18 protein-coding genes are annotated in these 19,555 nt (G+C 72.9%); 11 read left to right on the forward strand and 7 right to left on the reverse strand.

Annotated elements, in window-relative coordinates; all coding sequences use genetic code 11:
- Window positions 1-315 precede the first annotated feature (315 nt).
- Complete coding sequence (locus tag ACIQM3_RS32045; protein ID WP_401630539.1) at window positions 316-1,488, forward strand: acyl-CoA dehydrogenase family protein; 1,173 nt, start codon at window positions 316-318, stop codon at window positions 1,486-1,488.
- Window positions 1,489-1,887: 399 nt separating this feature from the next.
- Here the strand turns inward: ACIQM3_RS32045 and ACIQM3_RS32050 are convergent, their stop codons facing one another.
- Window positions 1,888-2,298 (reverse strand): hypothetical protein, encoded by a 411-nt coding sequence (locus ACIQM3_RS32050; protein WP_401630541.1) that lies wholly within the window; start codon window positions 2,296-2,298, stop codon window positions 1,888-1,890.
- Between the two features lie 202 nt (window positions 2,299-2,500).
- On the opposite strand from ACIQM3_RS32050, the gene ACIQM3_RS32055 reads away from it, so the two are divergent.
- The 4 genes from ACIQM3_RS32055 (at window position 2,501) to fxsA (ending at window position 6,620) form a co-directional block, all read left to right on the forward strand.
- Window positions 2,501-2,941, forward strand: a complete 441-nt coding sequence (locus tag ACIQM3_RS32055; protein ID WP_033304241.1) for an Lrp/AsnC family transcriptional regulator — start codon at window positions 2,501-2,503, stop codon at window positions 2,939-2,941.
- 67 nt (window positions 2,942-3,008) lie between these two features.
- Window positions 3,009-4,649, forward strand: coding sequence for an amidohydrolase (locus ACIQM3_RS32060; RefSeq protein WP_401630544.1), 1,641 nt, complete (start codon window positions 3,009-3,011; stop codon window positions 4,647-4,649).
- Window positions 4,650-5,183: 534 nt separating this feature from the next.
- Window positions 5,184-5,951 (forward strand): polyprenol monophosphomannose synthase, encoded by a 768-nt coding sequence (locus tag ACIQM3_RS32065; RefSeq protein ID WP_393767347.1) that lies wholly within the window; start codon window positions 5,184-5,186, stop codon window positions 5,949-5,951.
- Between the two features lie 69 nt (window positions 5,952-6,020).
- Complete coding sequence (gene fxsA / locus ACIQM3_RS32070; protein WP_401630546.1) at window positions 6,021-6,620, forward strand: FxsA family membrane protein; 600 nt, start codon at window positions 6,021-6,023, stop codon at window positions 6,618-6,620.
- Window positions 6,621-6,733: 113 nt separating this feature from the next.
- Here the strand turns inward: fxsA and ACIQM3_RS32075 are convergent, their stop codons facing one another.
- The 4 genes from ACIQM3_RS32075 to ACIQM3_RS32090 all read right to left on the reverse strand — a co-directional run bounded on the left by ACIQM3_RS32075 (window position 6,734) and on the right by ACIQM3_RS32090 (window position 10,222).
- Window positions 6,734-7,108 carry an RNA polymerase-binding protein RbpA gene (locus ACIQM3_RS32075; protein WP_078598328.1) on the reverse strand — a complete coding sequence of 125 codons (375 nt, stop codon included), beginning with the start codon at window positions 7,106-7,108 and terminating at the stop codon, window positions 6,734-6,736.
- Window positions 7,109-7,372: 264 nt separating this feature from the next.
- Complete coding sequence (locus tag ACIQM3_RS32080) at window positions 7,373-8,737, reverse strand: MFS transporter (RefSeq protein WP_401630549.1); 1,365 nt, start codon at window positions 8,735-8,737, stop codon at window positions 7,373-7,375.
- 46 nt (window positions 8,738-8,783) lie between these two features.
- Window positions 8,784-9,548, reverse strand: a complete 765-nt coding sequence (locus ACIQM3_RS32085) for a glycerophosphodiester phosphodiesterase (RefSeq protein ID WP_401630640.1) — start codon at window positions 9,546-9,548, stop codon at window positions 8,784-8,786.
- Between the two features lie 5 nt (window positions 9,549-9,553).
- Window positions 9,554-10,222, reverse strand: a complete 669-nt coding sequence (locus ACIQM3_RS32090) for a YitT family protein (RefSeq protein ID WP_401630551.1) — start codon at window positions 10,220-10,222, stop codon at window positions 9,554-9,556.
- A 101-nt stretch (window positions 10,223-10,323) separates the two neighbouring features.
- On the opposite strand from ACIQM3_RS32090, the gene ACIQM3_RS32095 reads away from it, so the two are divergent.
- A complete protein-coding gene (locus tag ACIQM3_RS32095; RefSeq protein ID WP_401630553.1) occupies window positions 10,324-11,823 on the forward strand; it encodes a PLP-dependent aminotransferase family protein in 1,500 nt (499 codons plus the stop codon).
- Between the two features lie 15 nt (window positions 11,824-11,838).
- On the opposite strand, the gene ACIQM3_RS32100 is transcribed toward ACIQM3_RS32095, so the two are convergent.
- Both ACIQM3_RS32100 and ACIQM3_RS32105 read right to left on the reverse strand, forming a co-directional pair.
- The gene (locus tag ACIQM3_RS32100) at window positions 11,839-13,440 is read right to left on the reverse strand and encodes a hypothetical protein (RefSeq protein WP_401630555.1); all 1,602 of its coding nucleotides are present in this window, start codon (window positions 13,438-13,440) and stop codon (window positions 11,839-11,841) included.
- A 37-nt stretch (window positions 13,441-13,477) separates the two neighbouring features.
- A complete protein-coding gene (locus ACIQM3_RS32105; RefSeq protein ID WP_014044751.1) occupies window positions 13,478-13,672 on the reverse strand; it encodes a hypothetical protein in 195 nt (64 codons plus the stop codon).
- A gap of 326 nt (window positions 13,673-13,998) precedes the next feature.
- Here ACIQM3_RS32105 and ACIQM3_RS32110 point away from each other — a divergent pair, with 326 nt between their 5' ends.
- From ACIQM3_RS32110 to ACIQM3_RS32130, 5 genes are all read left to right on the forward strand, one after another.
- Window positions 13,999-14,391: an ankyrin repeat domain-containing protein gene (locus ACIQM3_RS32110; RefSeq protein WP_393767051.1), complete on the forward strand. Its 393-nt coding sequence runs from the start codon at window positions 13,999-14,001 to the stop codon at window positions 14,389-14,391.
- A 230-nt stretch (window positions 14,392-14,621) separates the two neighbouring features.
- Complete coding sequence (locus ACIQM3_RS32115; RefSeq protein ID WP_401630558.1) at window positions 14,622-16,040, forward strand: HEAT repeat domain-containing protein; 1,419 nt, start codon at window positions 14,622-14,624, stop codon at window positions 16,038-16,040.
- Between the two features lie 133 nt (window positions 16,041-16,173).
- Window positions 16,174-17,304, forward strand: coding sequence for a glycosyltransferase family 4 protein (locus tag ACIQM3_RS32120; RefSeq protein ID WP_401630560.1), 1,131 nt, complete (start codon window positions 16,174-16,176; stop codon window positions 17,302-17,304).
- Window positions 17,301-18,461, forward strand: coding sequence for a glycosyltransferase (locus tag ACIQM3_RS32125; protein WP_401630562.1), 1,161 nt, complete (start codon window positions 17,301-17,303; stop codon window positions 18,459-18,461). The genes ACIQM3_RS32120 and ACIQM3_RS32125 overlap by 4 nt, the downstream gene beginning before the upstream one ends.
- A complete protein-coding gene (locus tag ACIQM3_RS32130) occupies window positions 18,458-19,522 on the forward strand; it encodes an SGNH/GDSL hydrolase family protein (protein ID WP_401630564.1) in 1,065 nt (354 codons plus the stop codon). The genes ACIQM3_RS32125 and ACIQM3_RS32130 overlap by 4 nt, the downstream gene beginning before the upstream one ends.
- The last annotated feature ends 33 nt before the right edge of the window (window positions 19,523-19,555 follow it).

Raw genomic sequence — 19,555 nt, forward strand, 5'->3', positions numbered from 1 at the left:
GTGCCTGCCCTTGCTCCATCGGGAATTGGCATGGACGCGATGAGGCATTGGGGGAGACCGTAGAAGGACTAGACCAGTTGGGTCAATGGTTCGGACCAATTTCCCTGATCACGGCTCCGGCTACCCGGTGACGCGTGCGCTCCGATCGGGCATACTCAACGCGCCACAGCCGCTGGCCAGCACCTCCCGTGATCCGGGAAGGCAGGATCGGCTGCGGAGCCGTAGATTTCCGGGCATCGCCCGGGACCACCCGGCGGTGCGGCGCACACCCCGCGCGCGACCGCCGTCACGCCCGACAGGGAGGAGAGCGCCGTCATGTCCGACCGTGCCCCGCAGCCGGTGGAACGCCGTCTGCCCACCGAGGAGTCCCGGCAGCTCGTCGAGCTCGTACGCGACATCGTGTCGAAGGAAATCGCTCCCCGGGCGGCCGAGGAGGAGGAAGCGGGCTTCTTCCCGCGCCCGGTCTTCACCCTGCTCTCCGAAGCCGGCCTGCTCGGACTGCCGTACGACTCCGCGTACGGTGGCGGCGATCAGCCGTACGAGGTCTACCTCCAGGTGCTCGAAGAGCTCGCGGCCGCCCGGCTCACCGTCGGCCTCGGCGTCAGCGTCCACTCGCTGGCCTGTCACGCGCTCGCCGGATACGGCACCGAGGCGCAACGGTCCGCGCACCTCCCGGCGATGCTCTCGGGCGGCCTGCTCGGCGCCTACTGCCTCTCCGAGCCGTCCTCGGGGTCCGACGCCGCCTCGCTCCGCACCAAGGCCGTCCGGGACGGTGACGACTGGGTCATCACCGGCACCAAGGCCTGGATCACGCACGGAGGCATCGCCGACTTCTACACGGTGCTGGCCCGCACCGGGGAGGACGGCCCGCGCGGCATCACCGCCTTCCTCGTGCCCGGCGACGCCGAGGGCCTCGGCGCGGCCCTGCCCGAGAAGAAGATGGGCATGAAGGGCTCGCCCACCGCCCAGCTGCACTTCGACGGCGTACGGATCTCCGGCGACCGCCGCATCGGTGACGAGGGGCAGGGCTTCGCCATCGCCCTGTCCGCGCTCGACTCGGGGCGGCTGGGGATCGCCGCCTGCGCCATCGGCGTCGCCCAGGCGGCCCTGGACGAGGCGGTCGGATACGCCACCGACCGGCGCCAGTTCGGCCGGCCCATCGCGGACTTCCAGGGGCTGCGCTTCATGCTCGCCGACATGGCCACCCGGATCGAGGCGGGGCGGGCGCTCTACCTGGAGGCGGCACGGCTCCGCGACGCCGGCCTCCCGTTCTCGCGGCAGGCGGCCATGGCGAAACTGTTCTGCACCGACGCGGCCATGCAGGTGACCACCGACGCGGTCCAGGTCCTCGGGGGCTACGGCTACACCCTCGACTTCCCGGTCGAACGGCTGATGCGCGAGGCCAAGGTGCTCCAGATCGTCGAAGGCACCAATCAGATCCAGCGCATGGTCATCGCCCGTCACCTCGCGGGTCCCGAGACGCACTGAACCGGACGGGCCGGTCCGACCAGACCGGTGTCGTCATGATCCGGTTCCACTCCTGGTCGTGGCGGCCCGGCAGGGTCCGGCCCGAGCTCTCCCAATGGCGTAGCAGAGCCCGGTAGATGGGCGGGTCGGTGGAGTGCGGCGCGGACGGCCCCGTGGCCTCCCCGGCCGGCGGTCCGGGCCGGGGAACCGATTCTCCGGACGTCGGTGCGGCGAGACGGCGGCGCAGGGGGCCGGCCGTTGAATGCAGCGTGGTCATACAGGGCCAACGCGCCACGGGGACGCGGGTCACTGTCCGGCCGATTCGCGCGCCCGTTCCTCGGGTGCCGCGGCCACCGGCCGCACCACGCCGGCCCCGCCGTCGTGATGCGCGCAGAGGCGCGCCCCGGGGGCGCGGAGACGTCAGGCGGCGTGACGCCGCGCCTGCGGCACGTACCGCAGGGGACGTGAACCCGGGCCGCCGGCATGCGAGAAGGGCTGCATCCGCCAGTCGAGCCCCTGAGGGAGCGTCAACAGCAGCGCGGTCTCCTGCTCCTGGGCCTCGAGCGACTCGTCGGCCGGGCGCGCCTCGGAGGCGTAACGGTTCGTACCGGGGCAGACGGTGAGGACGAACGGGTTCCACGGCGTGGGGCACAGCGCGTGCTCGGGAAGTACGTCCTCGTCCGCCAGCAGGGCGATCGGCTGGGCGCAGTCCGGGCAGATCACCCGGTACATCTCGAACGTGTCGTACGCGTCGGGGACGGCGTCCTCGTCCGGAGCGGCGTAATCGTCGGACTCCGGTTCGGTACGTCCGGTGAGCTTCAGGCTCTGCATGGTTCTTTCCCCCCTCGGGTGGGCCGACAAGGCGCCACGGCCTCGGCCACAGCAAGCACTTCCCGTCGGAAGTCGGCCGTAACCGTGACGCCCTCGGCTACCGACCCGTAAACATGTGGCATTCGTCACATGCCCCTCGAACGAGCCCTTCCGGGGGCCCCACGGCTGTGCCTGGAGGGCCCGGGGCCATAGGTTGATCCGCATGGAGGAGCTGGACCGTCAGATTGTGGAGTTGCTCGTCAAGGACGGGCGGATGAGCTACACCGACCTGGGCAAGGCCACCGGCCTGTCCACCTCGGCCGTTCATCAGCGTGTCCGTCGGCTGGAGCAGCGCGGGGTGATCCGGGGCTACGCCGCGGTCGTCGACCCCGAAGCCGTCGGCCTGCCCCTCACCGCGTTCATCTCGGTGAAACCCTTCGACCCGAGCGCACCCGACGACATCGCCGAACGGCTCGCCGGTGTGCCGGAGCTGGAGGCGTGCCACAGCGTCGCGGGCGACGAGAACTACATCCTCAAGGTGCGGGTCTCCAGCCCTCTGGAGCTGGAGCACCTGCTGACCCGCATCCGCACCCTCGCCGGCGTCTCCACCCGCACGACCGTCGTCCTCTCCACGCCCTACGAGGCGCGTCCGCCGCGCATCTGAGGGTTCCGCCCGGCCTTGCGGAGGGGGCGGGGGAGGCGCGGGTCCCGGCAGGCGCGAGACTGGTCCCATGACCGAGAGCACCGCCCCCCAGAGCGAACACCGCACCGTGCTGCTGCGCGGTGGAGACGTCCACAGCCCAGCCGACCCGTTCGCCACCGCGATGGTCGTCGAACGCGGCCATGTCGCGTGGGTGGGCTCGGAGGGGGCGGCCGACGCCTTCGCGAGCGGCGTCGACGAGGTGATCGACCTGGAAGGGGCGCTGGTCACCCCGGCCTTCACGGACTCCCACGTCCACACCACGTCGACCGGACTCGCCCTCACGGGGCTGGACCTCTCCGGTGCGCGCTCGCTCACCGAAGCCCTCGCACTCGTGCGTGCGTTCGCGAACGGCCACGCGGGAGCCGGGGTCATCCTCGGCCACGGCTGGGACGCCGCCCGCTGGCCGGAGCAGCGGCCCCCGTCGCGCGGCGAGCTCGACGAAGCGGCCGGCGGCAGGGCCGTCTATCTGCCCCGGGTGGACGTCCACTCCGCCGTCGTGACCACGGCGCTCCTGGACCTGGTGCCGGGCGTCACCGCGCTGACCGGCTACCACCCCGACGCCCCGCTGACCGGCGACGCCCACCACGCGGTGCGCGCGGCCGCCCACGGCGCCGTCACACCGGGGCAGCGGGCGCTGGCCCAGCGCGCCGCTCTGGCACACGCCGCCTCCCTCGGGATCGGCACCGTGCACGAGTGCGCGGGCCCAGAAATCTCGGACGAGGAGGACTTCACCGGGCTCCTGAAGCTCGCCTCCGAGCAGCCCGGCCCCCGGGTCTTCGGATACTGGGCCGAGCCCGTCGAGGACGAGAAGGGCGCCCGCCGTGTCCGCGAGCTCGGTGCCGTCGGCGCGGCCGGTGACCTCTTCGTCGACGGCTCCCTGGGCTCGCACACCGCCCTTCTGCGCGAGCCGTACGCCGACGCCCCGCACACGGGCACCGGCCGGCTCGACGCAGCGCGGATCGCCGCACATGTGACGGCGTGCACCGAGGCGGGGCTCCAGGCCGGCTTCCACGCCATCGGCGACGCGGCCGTCTCCGCCGTGGTCGCCGGCGTCCGGGCCGCCGCCGAGACCCTCGGGCTCGCCCGGATCAGGGCCGCCAGGCACCGGGTGGAGCACGCCGAGATGCTCACCCCGGAGACCGTCGCCGCGTTCGCGGAGCTGGGCCTCACCGCCTCCGTCCAGCCCGCCTTCGACGCCGCCTGGGGCGGCCCCGACGGTATGTACGCCCGGCGCCTGGGTGCGGAGCGCGCCGCGACCCTCAACCCGTACGCGGCCCTGCTGCGCGCGGGCGTGCCCCTCGCCTTCGGCTCGGACAGCCCGGTCACCCCCCTGGACCCCTGGGGCACGGTGCGGGCCGCCGCCCATCACCGCACGCCCGGCCACCGTGTCTCCGTACGCGCCGGCTTCACCGCCCACACGCGGGGCGGCTGGCGGGCCGTCGGGCGGGACGACGGCGGTGTGCTCGTCCCGGGAGCCCCGGCCGACTACGCCGTCTGGCGTACCGGTGACCTGCTGGTCCAGGCCCCGGACGACCGGGTGGCGCGGTGGTCCACCGATCCCCGTTCCGGCACCCCCGGCCTGCCCGATCTCACTCCGGGCGCGGAGCTTCCGGTCTGTCTGCGGACGGTGGTCTTCGGACAAACTGTCTACGTACGGCCGAACGAGTGACGTCAGGACATTTCGTACCGCCGATCGAAGGCGCCAGGACTCTGCCACGACCTGCGCGTCCTCGGTGCTGACCAGGCGTTTTCGGGAGAAACAGCAGGTAGAGCGACTGTTGACAGCATGTGCCCAGGGGCCGGTAGGTTCGGCCGGGTCCACCACTGGACGTCCGACCGGTCAAACCTCCACGCAGTCGTCGAACGCCGCTGGGTCATGGGGTGGTGTGCCGCACCGGTGCGCCACCACTGACAGCCAGGTTCAGCGCCCGCGCCTCGGGGGCGAGGGAAGGTTTCGTCCGGACGGCAGGTGCGACCCGGGTGGGGCCCGGAGGTTCAGTAGACAACGGCTCTCGGTCGACCCGCAGCCAGCGGGTCCCAGGTCGGCCCGAAGGACGCCGGGCCCCGATCCGCAGTGCTGCCCTTCTGTCCCCAGTTCCACGCTTCTGTCCGCGCGCCACGCGCCACCCCGCGACCGCGTCGGAGTCCGGCCGCGTCGTGCTGGATATGGTGTGCACCTGCGTACGGACTTTAAGGGGCAGTAGTGAACGACGGCGGTCAGAGGCAGTTCGGCCCGCTCGGCACAGTCTTGGTGATCATTCCGACCTACAACGAGGCCGAGAACGTCAAGCTGATCGTCGCCCGGGTGCGCGCCGCCGTGCCGGAAGCGGACATCCTCGTCGCCGACGACAACAGCCCCGACGGCACCGGCAAGGTCGCCGACGAGCTCGCGGCCGGCGACAGCCAGGTGCACGTCCTGCACCGCAAGGGCAAGGAGGGGCTCGGCGCCGCCTATCTGGCCGGCTTCCGCTGGGGCTCCGAGCACGGCTACGGCGTCCTGGTCGAGATGGACGCGGACGGCTCGCACCAGCCCGAGGAACTGCCCCGGCTCCTCACCGCGCTGAAGGGTGCCGATCTGGTCCTCGGCTCGCGCTGGGTCCCCGGCGGCCGCGTGGTCAACTGGCCCAGGCACCGCGAGATGATCTCGCGCGGCGGCAGCCTCTACTCGCGGATGCTGCTGGGCCTCTCGGTGCGGGACGTCACCGGCGGTTACCGCGCCTTCCGCACCGGGACCCTGGACGGTCTCGGCCTGGACCAGGTCGCCTCGCAGGGCTACTGCTTCCAGGTCGACCTGGCCCGGCGGGCCGTCGAGGCCGGCTATCACGTCGTGGAGGTGCCGATCACCTTCATGGAGCGGGAGATCGGGGACTCCAAGATGAGCCGCGACATCCTCGTCGAGGCCCTGTGGCGGGTCACCGGCTGGGGTATCACCGGCCGGGCCAACAAGGTGCTGGGCCGCAAGACCTCCTGACCGCTCCCGCCGGGACCTCATGATCACCCCCTTACGCCGCTTGCACGCCGGTACAGGCACACTGGGGGCATGACGACCGGCACACCGCCTCCGAACCGTCCACGGCGCTCACGCGCCCGTACCCTCCTGCCGCTGGGCGTCGCAGCCTGGCTGGTGCTGGAGATATGGCTGCTGACCGTGGTCGCCGGTGCGACGAACGGCTTCACCGTGCTGCTGATCCTGGTCGCCGGCGCCGTGCTCGGTGGAGCGGTGATCAAGCGGGCGGGCCGACGGGCCTTCCGCAACCTCACCGAGACCCTCCAGCAGGTGCCGGGGCAGCCCGGCGCTCCCGCGACCGCGGCCCCCGCCCCGGCCGGCAGCAAGGGCAACGGCTTCCTGATGCTCGGCGGCCTGCTCCTGATGATCCCCGGCGTGATCTCCGACGCGGCGGGACTCCTGCTCCTGCTGCCCCCGGTCCGCTCCGTGCTCGGACGCTACGCGGAACGCTCCCTGGAGAGCCGGATGCGCGCGGCGACGCCGGGCGGCCTCTCCGACGCCTTCCAGCAGGCCCGTATCCACCGCCCGGACGGCAAGGTGGTCCCGGGCGAGGTCATCCGCGAGGACGGCGCGCCCACCCGGCCCCGCCCCGACGACGGCCAGGGCACGGACCGTCCGCCGCTGATCCCCTGAGGCGACAGCCGCTCGGCACCCTGGACGGCGCCGCCGGACGACGAAGAGCCGCGGGCCGCGACACATGTTCTGTGTCGCGGCCCGCGGCTCTTGATCTTTGCGGTGATACGCGGTCAGGCAGACTTCCTGCTGTCCCGCGGGTGCACGGCGATATTCATGGCACCGGAGCGCAGAACCGCCAGCCTCTCGGCCAGCACCTCCTCGAGCTCCTCGCGTGTACGCCGCTCCATGAGCATGTCCCAATGCGTACGCGCAGGCTTGCCCTTCTTCTCCTCGGGGCCATCCCCGTCCACCAGGAGTGCCGTGGCGCCACACGCCTTGCACTCCCACTCCGCCGGAATTTCCGCCTCTACCGAGAACGGCATCTCAAATCGATGTCCGTTCGGGCATGCGTACTCCACCGCCTGGCGCGGGGCCAGATCGATGCCGCGGTCCGTCTCGTAGCTGGTAACCACGAGTCGCGTACCGCGGAGAGCTCGCTCACTCATGAATCGTGCCTCCCGGGCTTGTCGCCCACAGGACAGGTGTCGCTGTCGTCGTCATCCGGTCAACGTCCGGTCGGCGGTAAAGATTCCCGTTGCCGGTCATGCGTCGCCCGTCGTGCCGCTGCTTGGTCTGGGTCTCCTACCCATCGGTGCCCGGTTTGTCACCTCTGGTCGAAGTTGTCACCCAAGGGTCAGGCTTCTTCCACTCGCAGTAACGGTCCGCCGAGCACACCAAAGGCGTACACTACCGGCCTTTCACTTCAACGTCTAAATCCGGTCCGGTACGGCATTGCCCGCGGCGGCCACCGCGGCCCGTACGGGAACCCTCGCCAGCAGCACCGAACCGACCGCGAAGAAGAGCACCAGGGACAGGATCGCATCCCGGTAACTGCCGGTGAGCTGGTAGCCGAGACCGAAGACCAGGGGTCCCAGCCAGCTGAGCCCCCGGTCGCTCATCTCGTAGGCGGAGAAGTACTCCGCCTCCTTGCCACGCGGAACCAGGTGCGAGAACAGGGACCGCGAGAGGGCCTGGCTGCCGCCCATCACGAGCCCGATCGCGGCCGCCAGAACGTAGAAGAACACCGGCGCGTCGGCGGGCAGCACGTACGCCGCGGCGAGGATCAGCGTCCAGACGGCCAGCGAGGCGAGAATCGTGCGCTTCGCCCCGTACATCCGGGCGAGCCGCCCCATGCCCAGCGCCCCCGCCACCGCGAGGACCTGCACGAGCAGCACCGCCGTGATCAGGGTCGTCTGATCGAGGCCGAGCTCCTCGGAGCCGTACAGCGACGCCTGGGAGATCACCGTCTGGATGCCGTCGTTGTAGACCAGATAGGCGAGCAGGAACGACAGCGTCAGCGGGTGGCGGCGCATGTCGCGCAGTGTCGCCCGCAACTGACGCCAGCCGGAGCCCACCGCGCCGTCGCCGCCGGGCGCCACCCGGCGGTCGCGCAGCCGCCGCAGCGGTACGAGGGCGAAGGCACCCCACCACACGCCGGCCGAGGCGATGCAGATCCGGACCGCGTCGGTCTCGGAGAGCCCGAAGGAGTCGTGGCCCGTGTAGAGGACCAGGTTAAGGAGGAGGACGAACGCACCCGAGGTGTACCCGAAGGCCCAGCCGCGCGAGGAGACCGCGTCGCGTTCCTCCGGGGTGGCGATCTGGGGGAGGTACGCGTTGTAGAGGGCCATCGACACGGAGATGGACGCGTTCGCGACGATCAGCAGGAAGGCGCCCAGCAGATAGCGGTGGCCGTCCAGGAAGAACATGCAGGCCGTCGCCGTCGCGCCCGTGTACGCGGCCGCCGCGAGCAGGGGCTTCTTGCGGCCCGTGCGGTCCGCCGCCGCGCCCACGAGGGGCATGACGATCACGGCCACCACGATGGACGCCGACACCGCGTACGCGAAGAGCGACCCCGCCCGCACGGGTATGCCGAGCGGGTGTACGAACCCGTCCGCGTCGGCCGCCGCCTTGGCGATCGACGTCAGATAGGGGCCGAGGAAGACCGTGAGGACGCTGGTGGAATACACGGAGCATGCGAAGTCGTAGAAATACCAACCGCGTTGCTCCCGCCTGCGGCCTGCGGCGTCGGCCGGCGGTCCGGCCGGATCCTCCGCCCCTGCGATGTCGGTGCTCACGCCGCGCCCCCTCGTTCGTCCCGTGCGGACGCGGCGGGTCCCGGCGTCAGGCCCAGGCCCCCCGCTCGCTCAGCACCGTGCGCAGCGTCTCGATGTGATCGGTCATGATGCCATCCACACCCAGGTCCAGGAGTGCCGCCATCCGTTCCGGTTCGTTGACCGTCCAGACATGGACCTGCAGGCCGCGCGCGTGTGCCGTGCGGACGAAGCCCCGGTCGACGACACGGACACCGTTCTGGCTCTCCGGGACCTGCGCGCAGACCGCGCCCGCCCGGAGCGCGGCCGGGATGCCGTACGAGCGCAGCCTCAGACCGAGCACGCCGCGCACCCCGTACGAGGTGGCCAGGCGGGGGCCCGCGAGGCGGTGGGCCCTGGCCACGCGCGCCTCGGAGAACGACCCCACGCACACCCGGTCCCACGCACCGGTCCTGCGGATCAGGTCGACGAGCGGGACGAGGGCGGGCTCCGCCTTGACGTCCACGTTCCACCGGGCGTCCGGGAACTCCTCCAGCAGCTCCTCGAAGAGCGGCAGCGGCTCGCTGCCCGCCACCCTGGCCCGGCGCACCTCGCTCCAGGGCAGCCCGGCAATCCGCCCCCGGGAGTCCGTCACCCGGTCCAGGGTCGGGTCGTGGAAGGCGACCAGGCGGCCGTCCGCCGTGGCGTGCACGTCCGTCTCGAAGTAGCGGTAGCCGACGCCGGCCGCGCGCCGAAACGCGGCTGCGGTGTTCTCCATGCCGTCCGCCGCTCCGCCGCGGTGGGCGAAGGGGATCGTCGAAGGGTGGTCCAGATAGGGGTGGCGCCCCGAAGTCACTGCGGTCACCGCGGAAGTATCGCCTCTCGCGGTGTCCGCCCGGCAACGGCCACGGTGCGGGAGCCCGGCGCCGGGAGGTCGAAGAGGCGCAGGAAGAACTGGGCGAGCGGGCCTATGGCCAGGGCGTAGAGGACCGTGCCGACACCCAGCGAACCGCCGAGCAGGAAGCCGGTCACGACCACCGCCACCTCGAGCGCCGTACGCACCAGCCTGATCGAACGGCCCGTGAGCCGGTTCAGCCCCGTCATCAGACCGTCGCGCGGCCCAGGCCCGAAGCGCGCGGAGATGTACAGGCCCGTGGCGACCCCGTTGAGCACGATGCCCGCGGCCGTCACCGGGATCTGCGCCCCGAGGCCGTGCACATCCGGTACGAGGGCGAGCGTGCCGTCCATCGCGATGCCGACGGCGAAGACGTTGGAGACGGTACCGAGCCCCGGGCGCTGCCGGATCGGGATCCACAGGAGCAGTACGACCGCTCCGACGATGATCGAGACGACCCCGATGGAGATACCCGTCCGCTCGGCAAGGCCTTGGTGCAGCACGCCCCACGGTTCGAGTCCGAGCCCGGCGCGGACCAGGAGCGCGGAACTCGCCCCGTACAGGGCCAGGCCCACGTAGAGGTGGGTCAGCCGCCGGGCGAGCCGGGTGCCGCTCCGGGAGGTGAGGTCGGACAAGTGATGCCCCCTGTGTGGTGGTAGTGGACTGATGCATGTCACTCTGTGGCAGGGGATTGGCTGCCAACTATGGCCAATCCGAGGAAGGTGGACTGATTTTCATGGCGCAGTGGACTTCGACCGTCGGTGCGGCGCAGCTCGCCCGCCAGCTCCAGGGCCAGCAGGCGCGCCCCCTGCCGCCGGGTTCGCGTAAGCCGCCGGCCTACCGTGCCCTGGCCGACGGTGTGCGTCTGCTCGTCCTGGAGGGCCGCGTCCCGGTCGCCGCGCGGCTTCCCGCCGAACGGGAGCTCGCGCTGGCCCTGTCCCTCAGCCGGACCACCGTCGCCGCGGCGTACGAGGCGCTCCGGGCCGAGGGGTTCCTGGAGTCGCGCCGCGGCGCCGGCAGCTGGACCGCGGTCCCCGCGGGCAACCCGCTGCCCGCCCGGGGCCTCGAACCGCTGCCCCCGGAGTCGCTCGGCTCGATGATCGACCTGGGCTGCGCCTCGCTGCCCGCCCCGGAGCCGTGGCTGACCCGTGCCGTCCAGGGGGCCCTGAAGGAGCTGCCGCCGTACGCCCATACGCACGGCGACTACCCGGCCGGTCTTCCCGCGCTGCGGCAGATGATCGCGGACCGCTACACCGGGCACGGCATCCCCACGATGCCCGAGCAGATCATGGTCACCACCGGGGCGATGGGCGCCATCGACGCCATCTGCCATCTCTTCGCCGGGCGCGGCGAGCGCATCGCCGTGGAGTCCCCGAGCTACGCCAACATCCTCCAGCTCATGCGCGAGGCGGGCGCGAGGCTGGTGCCCGTGGCGATGGAGGAGGGCCTCGGCGGCTGGGACATGAACCGCTGGCGGCAGGTCCTGCGGGACGCCGCCCCGAGGCTGGCCTATGTCGTCGCCGACTTCCACAACCCCACCGGGGCCCTCGCCGACGAGCAGCAGCGCCGTGCCCTGGTCGAGGCCGCGCGGTCGGCGGGCACGGTCCTGGTGGTCGACGAGACCATGCACGAACTGCGTCTGGACGCGGATGTGGAGATGCCCCGCAGGGTCTGCGCGTTCGATCCGGCGGGCAGCACCGTCCTGACCGTCGGTTCCGCGAGCAAGGCGTTCTGGGCCGGCATGCGGATCGGCTGGGTACGGGCGGCTCCGGACGTCATCCGCAGCCTGGTCGCGGCACGCGCGTACGCCGACATGGGGACGCCCGTGCTGGAACAGCTCGCCATCAACTGGCTGCTGCGGACGGGCGGCTGGGAGCAGGCCGTGGAGATCCGGCGCGAGCAGGCCCGGGAGAACAGGGACGACCTGGTGCGCGCCCTGCGCCGGGAGCTCCCGGCGTGGGAGTTCGAGGTGCCGGCCGGCGGCCTCACCCTGTGGGTGCGCAGTGGCGGCCTCTCCGGGTCCCGGCTGGCCGTGGCGGGCGAACGGGTCGGCGTCCGCGTCCCGTCGGGGCCGCGGTTCGGGGTCGACGGTGCCTTCGAGGGCTATGTGCGGCTGCCCTTCACGGTGGGCGGCCCGGTGGCGGACGAGGCGGCGCTGCGGCTGGCCGCCGCCGCCGAGCTGGTCGGCTCCGGTGCGAGCTCGGGAGCCGAGGCGCCCCGGACCTTCGTGGCCTGAGGCGCCCCGGCTGGGTCACCCTTCCGCGACGGCGGGCGTCCCGACCAACTGCTCCGTGTGGACGGCCACGGGTTCGGCCGCGTCCTCCGGCACGGCCTTCTCGGCTGCCGGCGCCCCACCCGGGAGCAGGTCGAGCACCGCCTTCCGGTGGGCCTCGCTCGTGGCGTCGTCGTACGGGTCCGGGGTGGCCGGCACCTGGAGCCGGAGGACCGGTCCGGTGCCCAGCCGGGTGTAGCCGCGGCCCGGCGGGACGTCGGGGGTGGGCGTGGTGTGCGGCTGGACGCCCAGGACCGCCTCGACCTGTTCCCGGTCCGCGGGGCCGAGGACGGCACGTGCCCTGGTGTGGGTCCGCACGGTCTCGGTGAGGGCGTCCAGGCTGTCGAACTGGTCCGCGACAACGACCGTCACCCCTGCGGCGCGGCCGTGCCGCAGCGGCACCTGGAGGAGCTCCTGCGGATCCTGCCTGCCGTCGGCGGCCGCCAGGTGCCCCAACGCGCTGGGGCGGTCCAGCAGGATCCAGAGGGGGCGCTTGATGTCCTCGGGTTCGGGGTGCCCGGCCTGGCGGGCCCGGTTGGCGGCGATGAGCCTGCGCTCGGTCTCGTGCGCCGCCCATTCGAGCGTCGCGAGGGCCCCGGCCAGCCCGCACTCCACGGCCAGCACGCCGTCCCGGCCGGTCAGGAAGCCGTACTCACCGGTGCCGCCGCCCTCCACGACGAGGATGTCGCCGTGCTGGAGAGCCTGTAGGGCGAGCGAACGCATCAGGGTCGTGGTGCCGCTGCCCGGGTGCCCGGCGATCAACAGATGGGGTTCCGTCGAACGGGCCCCGGTCCGCCAGATCACGGGGGAGGCGTCCCGCGTCACGTCGCCGTCCTGGACCGGAACGGTGCGCCGGACCGAGTCCGCGTCGGTGAAGCCGAGGACGGTCTCACCGGGCGCGGTGACGAAGCGCTGGGCGGCGATGGTGGTGGGGAGTGCCGCGAGCACGGTCATGAGGAGGTGGTTGCTCTCCTCGTCCCAGGCGAAGTGGTACTCGCGGCCCCGGCCGGACTTGGCGTGGAGCACCTGCTCCACACGGGCCCGGGACCCGGGATCTCCGTCGGTGAAGTAAGCCGGGTAGTTCACCTGGAGCCGGGTGAGACGCCCGTTGCCGTCGAACTCGTACGAAGTGCCGAAGGCCTTCTCCCAGTCGCCGCCGTGGGAGAACAGCGGACCGGGGTCGTCGGCCACGGAGAAGTGCGGGACCAGCGCCTCGTACAGCGCCGTGAGCCGGGCGGCCTCCGCCTCGGCGGGGCCGGTCCTCGCGGGGGTGCGGTCGCGCCCCCGCCACGCGGCAGCGCCCATCACCGAGATGAGGGCCAGCAGGGGCCCGTAGGGGATGAGCGCCACCGCCAGTACGCAGGCCGCGACGAGGAACAGCACGTGTCCGCGCCGGTCCCTGGGTGTCGCGGCCCACTTCTGCCGCCCTGCTCCCGCCAGCAGCCGCAGACCACGGGTCACCGTGATCAGCGGATGGAGGACGTCGGTGGCGTTGTCGGCGGCCGTGCGCGCGATCTCGCGACTGCGGGTGATCGAAGCGCTGCCGCTCTTGAGGATGCGGGGGAGTGGTCGCCGGGCCACGTCGGTCTCCTGGAGAGGTGGGAGCGGTTTCGGAGCGTCAGAACTTGATTCCGCCCAGCATGCTGGCGAGGCTCGCCCCGCCGGCCGTGATGCTGGGGGCGATGGCTGTGCCGGCCAGGTAGAAGCCGAACAGCGCGCAGATGAGGGCGTGGGAGGCCTTGAGCCCGTCCTTCTTGAAGAACAGGAAGACGATGATGCCGAGCAGTACCACGCCCGAGATGGAGAGGATCATGAGCGGTTCTCCTGGTTGAGGGGGACAGTCACCATGAGTACTTCCAGGATCACAAGATGTACCTATACGATAAAAGGTGCAACTGAGTGAATATCCTTCGTTTTCACCCGAGCGGTGGGCGAAAGGGCGCATGCCCAGGTGCTCCTCGGGCCGCGCAGGCCCTGTCCCCGCCGGAAAGTGACGTCGGCGGGGTGATCTCCCGCCGGTCCTGGGCAGGCTGAGGACTGCCCTGGAGCAGTACTCTGTCGATTCACTCGTACGGCCCCCCGTCGTACTCCCCACCAGGTCAGTAACCGCGACAACGGCAATGGAAGGCGGCCCCTCCGATGAGCGAGACCCCCGACCCCGAGGTGATCGAGCTGGCGACCAAGGTCTTCGACCTGGCCCGCCGGGGCGAGAGCGACGCGCTCGCCGCCTATGTCGACGCGGGTGTCCCCGCGAACCTCACCAACGACCGGGGCGACTCCCTGCTCATGCTCGCCGCCTACCACGGACACGCCCCCGCCGTCGTCGCGCTCGCGGGCCGTGGCGCCGACCCGGACCGGGCCAACGACCGGGGGCAGACCCCGTTGGCCGGCGCCGTCTTCAAGGGGGAGCGCGAAGTGATCGACGCGCTGCTCTCGGCGGGGGCCGATCCGGCCGCCGGGACACCCTCCGCCGTGGACACCGCGCGCATGTTCGGCAAGGACGACCTGCTGGAACTCTTCGGTGCGCGCTGACAGGCCGGCCGGCCGGTGCGTCGTAAATGTGGTCGCGTCGGCGAAATGGCTGGGTCATCATGACGTCGCGGGTCCGTTCCGGACCACCGACGAGAGGCAGAGGAAGATGAGCACCAGGCAGAAGACGGCGGTCGGCCGATCATGTTGCTGCGCGGCCTAGGGGATGTCACCCCGGCACATGGAACAGCACAGTCCCGGTTGCGTCGACAGCTTGATGTGAGGCTTTCCCCATGTTCGATCCGTTCATAGCGCCGAGCGGCACACTGCTCGGCCTGCTGCAGAGGGGCCGCGGCGACGGCACGCTCCACGCGCTCGCCGCCCCGCGCCCCGAGGCCCTGGCGGCTCTCAACCACTGCGTCCTGAGCGATCCGCGTCATGACTGGCAGGTCGAGAACCGCTCCCTCTACTACGCGCGCCTCTACCTCGATCTCGACGGTGGCACCGAGGAGATCGAGCGGCACCTGTGGGATCCCGAGGACCACCTCGACACCGACGACTCACGCACGGGTCTCGCCCTCGCCGTGCTCGGCCACCTCGCCTCCTACGGGCGCGACGACGCCCTCGCGCTCCTGCGCCGGTACGCCGCGACCGGGTCCAACTGGGCCTGGGCACTCGACGAGCTGGCCCTGCGCGACGACGACGCCGGGCTGCGTTCCCTCGCCGAGGCGGTGCTCGGACGCTTCCCCGCCACCGCGGAGGGCGCCGCCGAGCTGGCCGCCTCCGTGCGCGACGCCTTCGAGCCCCGGCCCTGGCGGCTCTGGGCCGACGACCCGCGCGAAGCGGTCGGCGCCCGGGTCAGGGCGGCGGCGGAACAGGGCTCCTTCGACCGATGGCAGCGGCAGATGCGGCCGGGCGGACCGCGCCCCGGCTGGAGTGTCCAGGCCGTGTTCGACTGGGCCCAGGCCGGACTGGAACGCGGCAGCGCGCTCCATGTCCCCGCGGCCCGCTGCCTTTCCGCCGTCGCCGGGACCGAGGACCGGCCCCTGATCGTCGAGGCCGCGGCCGGCGGCTCCGAGGGCGCGCGCTGTGCCGCCCTGCACTATCTGGCGGAGGTCCAGGACCCCGCTGTGCTCGACCTGATCGAGCGGGCCGTCGCCGGCCCCTCCCCGACCGTCGCGGAGGCGGCCGTCGCCGCCTTCGAGCGCATGTGCGGAGAAGCGGCGGTCGACCGGGCCCGGGGCTGGGCCCACCGGCCCGACGCCCTCGGAGTCTCGGCGGCCGGAGTCCTGGCCTGCCGCGGCGCCGTACAGGACGCCCCGCTCGTCCTCGCCGCGCTGCGCGAGGCCGTCCGTGGCGAGGGGCCCGACGCCCCGTGCCTCTGGACCCTCGTCGACGGCGCGGGCCGCTTGGGCATCGCCTGTGCCGCACCCGTGCTGCGGCATGTGTACCGAGAGACGTCCTCCTCGCACCTGCGGGGCCGCGCCGCCCGGGCCCTGGCCGCCACCGACCCGTCCTTCGCCAGCGGGTTCGCCGTCGAGTGCCTCTGGGACTGCGAGGAGACCACCCGGGAGCTGGCCGCACACCACGCGGAGACCGGGGACATCCGGGTCGCCGAACGGCTGAGGCGGCTCGCCGCCGACCCGGCCGAGGAGGCCGAGGTCCAGACCGCCGTACGCAGCAGGATCGGGCCCGACGCACCCGCTGTCTGAGCCGGCGCCCCGCTGACACACGGAGCCCGGATGCCGCGCGCCGGGGGCGCGCGGCGCAAACGCTCATAGGACGTTCCCCGGGCGGACAGATCCAAGTCGGCAAGGGCACGCCCGGCGCGGTGAAAACACCCGTATGCGTGTCGTCATCGTCACCGAATCCTTCCCGCCCGACGTCAACGGTGTGGCCCACTGCACCCTGCAGACCGCCCGGCACCTCGCCGCCCGCGGCCACCAGCTGCTGGTCATCGCCCCTGCCGGGGCGACGGCCCCCGCCCACTCCGCGCCCTCCGGCGATCCCTGCCCCGTGGTGCGCGTCCCCTCGCTGCCTCTGCCCGGATATCCGCAGGTCCGCGTGGCCCTCCCCGGCCGGCGGCTGGCCGCCGCGCTCACCGGCCACCGCGCCGAACTCGTCCACCTGGCCGGACCGTTCGTCCTCGGTGTGCGGGGCATGGCGGTCGCCGCCCGGCTGGGGCTGCCCGCCGTGGCCGTCTACCAGACCGACCTGGCCGGCTACGCCCGTACCTACCTGGGTACCGGGGAGAGCACCGCCTGGCGCCGGATGCGCGCCGTGCACAGCGCCGCCGACCTCACCCTCGCCCCCTCCTCCGCCGCGCTCCGCGACCTCACCGACCACGGTGTGCCCCGGGTGAAACTCTGGCCGCGCGGAGTCGACACCGTGCGCTTCCGCCCCGGTCTGCGCGACGAGGCCCTGCGCCGCGCCCTCGCCCCCGGTGGCGAGAAGATCATCGGATACGCGGGGCGGCTCGCCCCGGAGAAGCACGTCGAACTCCTCGCCGGCGCCTGCTCGCTGCCGGGAGTGCGCGTCGTGGTCGTCGGTGACGGACCGAGCGAGGCGTCGCTGCGCTCGGCGCTGCCCGGCGCGGTCTTTCTCGGGCGGCGTACGGGGGAGGAGCTCGCCCGTTTCTTCGCCTCCCTGGACGTCTTCGTGCACACCGGGCCGTACGAGACCTTCTGCCAGACCGTCCAGGAGGCCATGGCGTCCGGGGTCCCGGTCGTCGCCCCGGCGGCCGGCGGGCCGCTCGACCTCGTCGCCCACGGGAGCACCGGGCTGCTGGTACCGCCCCACGACGCGGGGGCGGTACGCGAGGCGGTCGCCGCACTCGTCGCGGACCCGGCACGCGCCGACGCCTTCGGCAGGACCGCCCGGGCCGCGGTGGAGGGCCGCACCTGGGAAGCCGTCGGGGACCAGCTCCTGGGCCACTACGACGAGGTTCTGCGCGGCCGGACGGCGGTGGCCGCGTGAACGGGCCCGGCGGACTCAGGATCGTCCGGCTGGCCAACTTCGTCACGCCCGCCTCGGGCGGACTGCGCACCGCGCTGGACGAGCTCGGGCGCGGCTATCTCGCGGCAGGGCACGACCCCGTGCTGATCGTCCCCGGCGCCACCGCGAGCGACGTACACACCCCGCAGGGCAGGGTCGTCACCCTTCCGGGGCCGGAGCTGCCGGGCAGCGGCGGATACCGGCTGCTGGCCGGCCGGGCAAGGGTGCGCGGCCTCCTGGAGGAGCTGCGCCCCGACCGTCTGGAGGTGTCCGACCGGACCACACTGCGATGGACAGGGGAATGGGCACGGCGCGCCCGTGTACCGGCCGTCATGGTGTCCCACGAGACGGCCGACGGGGTGCTCCGCGCCTGGGGAGCGCCCCCGGCCGTGGCGGGAAGGACGGCCGACCGGCTCAACGCGCGCAGCGCACACGCCTACGCGCGGATCGTGTGCACCACCGAATGGGCGGAGCGCGAGTTCGTACGGATCGGCGCACGCAACGTGGTGCGCGCCCCGCTCGGAGTGGACCTGCGGCGCTTCCGGCCCGGACTCCGCAGTACGGCGCTCCGCGCCCGCCACCTGCGCGGCGCCGACGTCCTGCTGCTGCTCGGCTCACGGCTCTCCGTGGAGAAACGGCCGGGCCGGGCCCTGGACGCCCTGGCGGCACTGCGCCACCACGGTGTGCGGGCGGCCCTGGTGGTGGCGGGGGACGGCCCACTCCGTGCGGAACTGGAGCGCAGGGCCCGGGCCGAGCGGCTGCCGGCAGAGTTCCTGGGCCACGTACGCGACCGCGCGCACCTGGCCCGCCTCCAGGCGAGCGCCGACCTCTGCCTCGCACCGGGGCCGGCGGAGACCTTCGGACTGTCGGCCCTGGAGGCGCTCGCCTGCGGCACCCCGGTGGTGGCGAGCGGCAGTTCCGCGCTCCCGGAGGTGATCGGCTCCGCCGGACTCGCCGCCGCGGACACGGGCCCGGCGTTCGCCGCGGCGCTCCGGGAACTGCTGGCCAGGCCGGAACCGGAGCGGCGGGCAGCGGCCCGGGCGCGGGCCGGACTCTTCGGCTGGGACCGCTCGACGGCGGCGTTCCTGGCCGCCCACGACATCCCGCAGCGGAGCGGCGCCGTGGAGGCGCGGCCATGAGCGAGGCGGTGACACCCGGGGCGGCGGCCACCGTGGGCGCTTGTGCCACACCCCCGGTGCCTCCCACGCCCGCCGGTGCCCGGCTGCCCGCCTCGCGCACCGGTGCCGCTGCCCGGGCCACGCACGCCCCGGCCACCGTCCGGTTCGCCGCACTCGGGGACTCGCTGACCGAGGGCATCGGCGACCCCGTACAGGGTGGCTGGCGGGGCTGGGCGGCGCTCCTCGCCGAGGGCCTGGCGGGAACGGGGCGGGACGTGGAGTTCCGTAACCTCGCCGTCGCCGGTGCGCTGTCCGCGGACGTCCACGAACGCCAGGCAGTGGCAGCTGCGGACTTCCGGCCCGATATCGCCTCCGTCGTCGTCGGGGTCAACGACACCCTGCGCCGGTCCTTCGACATCCGCCGTCTCACCGGGCGGCTCGACGAGGTCTGTGGCCTGCTCGCCGGAGGCGGCGCCGTACTCCTGACGGCGTGTCTGCCCGATCCCGGGACGGCGCTGGGGCTCCCCGGCCCACTGCGCCGTCCCCTGGCGCGGAGGCAGCAGTCGGTCAACGCCGTGGTGCACGCCCTGTCCGCCCGCTACGACGCCGTCCATCTGCACGCCTCGGACCGGGCCTGGACCGACGACCGTTCGCTGTGGAGCGTGGACCGGCTGCACCCCGGTGAACGCGGCCACCGGAGACTGGCCGCCGGATTCCACCGGCTGCTCGCCGAGAGGGGGCTCGCCCTGGGCGACCGGCCCGGCCAGGAACCGCAGCAGCCACCGCCGACCCGTGTGGCCGGTGCGCTCTGGCTGGCCACCGAGGGCACCGGCTGGCTGGCCCGGCGCAGCACGGATCTGCTGCCCCAGCTGCTGGGGCTCGCGACGGCCGAGGTCGGTCACTGGGCTCGCGGCACGAGCGAACGTCTCGACGCACGGGCCGAGCAGGCCGTGCGCGAGGCACTGGGCGACGTCGCAGGTCACGGGTCTGATGTGGAGGGCGAGCCGGGTTGCGCTCCCACCACGCACGCGTCTCGGCGGGGCCTCGCCCGGGCGAGGCCCCACGACGGCATCAGACGGTGAGGACGACCTTGCCCCGGCGACCGCCGTCACCAG

The sequence above is a fragment of the Streptomyces sp. NPDC091271 genome, assembly GCF_044757505.1.
In the GTDB taxonomy this organism is placed as follows: Bacteria; Actinomycetota; Actinomycetes; order Streptomycetales; family Streptomycetaceae; genus Streptomyces.